The organism is Acidiphilium sp., assembly GCF_049977125.1.
Lineage (GTDB): Bacteria > Pseudomonadota > Alphaproteobacteria > Acetobacterales > Acetobacteraceae > Acidiphilium.
The window spans coordinates 1-2,258 of record NZ_JBMFGY010000094.1; the positions used below are offsets into that span (position 1 = coordinate 1).

General features: G+C 68.9%; 2 protein-coding genes. Both read right to left on the reverse strand.

What is annotated here, in order from left to right:
* Positions 1-30: 30 nt before the first annotated feature.
* On the reverse strand, positions 31-609 hold the full coding sequence (locus ACP5E6_RS12950) for a carboxymuconolactone decarboxylase family protein (RefSeq protein ID WP_427954669.1): 579 nt from the start codon (positions 607-609) through the stop codon (positions 31-33).
* Positions 606-2,168, reverse strand: a complete 1,563-nt coding sequence (gene purH / locus ACP5E6_RS12955) for a bifunctional phosphoribosylaminoimidazolecarboxamide formyltransferase/IMP cyclohydrolase (protein WP_427954681.1) — start codon at positions 2,166-2,168, stop codon at positions 606-608. The genes ACP5E6_RS12950 and purH overlap by 4 nt, the downstream gene beginning before the upstream one ends.
* Positions 2,169-2,258 lie beyond the last annotated feature (90 nt).

Genomic DNA, 2,258 nt, shown 5'->3' on the forward strand with positions numbered 1-2,258 from the left:
TGAGTGTAAAGAATCCTGACAAAAATATGTTTATGTTTTGAGATTCGATGAAAAAGGCGGCGGTGCGTCGTTCGGGAGGGCGAGGGTGAAGGCTTTGATCGTCATCGAGATCAGGCTGTAGTAGCCGAGCAGGCCGACCAGATCGACCAGGGCGCGCGGGCCGAGGATGTCGTGGGTGGTGGCGTAGGTGGCGTCGGACACGGTGTGGGTATCGAGCAGTTCGCGGGTGAAATCATGCACGGCCTGTGCGTCCGGCGCGGTGAGGACCGGGGGGTGGCGGGTTCTGATTGCTTCGATCGCGGCGGCGGGGATGCCGGCGGCGGCGGCGATCGGGGCGTGGATGTGCCATTCGAATCCGGCCTGCCAATGGGCGCCCATGATCAGGATCGCGAGTTCGGACAGGCGGGGCGGCAGGGCGGAGCCGAAGCGGCAGTAGGCGCCGAGGGCCTGGGCGCGGCTCGCGAGGTCGGGGCTGTGCAGCCAGACCGCGAGCGGGCCTTCGACCCTGCCGCGCGGTCCCGCCGCGATGGCCTCGTGCACCGCGCGTTGCGCGTCGGTCATGGTTGCGGGGTCGGGCGGGCCGAGGCGCGGGGCGGCGGGCGCGCTCAATGGCGGAAATGCCGCATGCCGGTGAAGACCATGGCGATGCCGGCCTGATCGGCCGCGGCGATCACCTCGGCGTCGCGGATCGAGCCGCCGGGCTGGATGACGGCGGTGGCGCCGGCGGCGATGGCGGCTTGCAGCCCGTCGGCGAAGGGGAAGAACGCATCGGAGGCGACGACGGAGCCTTGAATGTGTTCGCCGCCCTTGATCGCGGCGATGCGTGCGCTGTCCACCCGGCTCATCTGGCCCGCGCCGATGCCGGTGGTGGCGCCCGCCTTGGCATAGACGATGGCGTTGGATTTGACGTGTTTGGCGATGCGGAAGGCGAAGATCAGATCGTCGAACTCGGCGTTGGTCGGGGCGCGTTGCGTGACGATTGTGAGGTCGTCGCGGGTGATGCGCCCGGCATCGCGGGTTTGCACCAGAAAACCGCCGGCGACGCTGCGGTAGGTCAGGCCGGTGGATTTCGGGTCCGGCAGGGCGCCCGCGAGCAGCAGGCGGAGGTTTTTGCGGCGGGCGAGGAGGGCGATGGCCGCGGGCTCGGCATCGGGCGCGATGATCACCTCGGAGAAGATGGCCGCCATTTTTTCGGCCGCCGCGGCATCGAGCTTGCGGTTGACCGCGATGATGCCGCCGAAGGCCGAGAGCGGATCGCAGGCCAGGGCGCGATCCCAGGCGCTGGCGAGGTCGGCGCCGACCGCGACGCCGCAGGGGTTGGCGTGTTTGACGATGACGACGGCGGGACGGTCGATTTCGGCGACGCATTCATAGGCGGCATCGGTGTCGTTGATGTTGTTGTAGGAGAGTTCCTTGCCCTGGACTTGCCGCGCGGTGGCGACGCCGGGGCGCTCGCCGGTGGTGTAGAATGCGGCGATCTGGTGCGGGTTTTCGCCGTAGCGGAGCGCCTGGTGCTTGATGCCGGCGATGACGAGGCGGGCGGGGAAGATTTCGCTGGCGGGGGCTTCGGCTTCGGCGGTGCGGGCGGTGAACCAGGCGGCGATCGCGCTGTCGTAGGCGGCGGTACGGGTGAAGGCGGCGGTGGCGAAGCGGCGGCGCTGGGCCAGGGTGGTGCCGCCGGTGGCGAGGGCGGCGATCAGCTCGGGGTATTGCGCGGGATCGGTGATGACGGCGACGGCGTCATGGTTCTTGGCGGCGGAACGGATCATGGCGGGGCCGCCGATGTCGATGTTTTCGACGCAGGCCGCCTCGGTGCCGCCGGCGGCGACGGTTTGCTCGAACGGGTAGAGATTGCAGACCAGGAGATCGATCGGCGGGATGCCGTGGGTGGTCATCTGGGCGGCATGATCGGGCAGGTCGCGCCTTCCGAGCAGGCCGCCGTGGATTTTGGGGACGAGGGTTTTCACCCTGCCATCGAGCATTTCCGGCACGCCGGTGTAATCGGCGACCTCGATGACCGGGAGGGCGGCGTCACGCAGGGTGCGGGCCGAGCCGCCGGTGGAGAGGAGTTCGATGCCGTGGGATGCCAGCGCGCGGGCGAGATCGATCAGGCCGGTCTTGTCGGACACCGAGAGCAGCGCCCGCCGGATGGTGGTTCGGTCGGTCATGGGGGATTCCTGTGCGGGGGCGGTGTTGGCGGGGCTGGTTGGGCTGGTGGGGTTCGACAAGGCGGCTTGGTCCTTTGCGGGGCGTTGAGT

Excerpts from the sequence above, each read along its gene's own strand:
- purH (WP_427954681.1), bottom strand. The coding sequence starts at position 2,168 with ATGACCGACCGAACCACCATCCGGCGGGCGCTGCTCTCGGTGTCCGAC.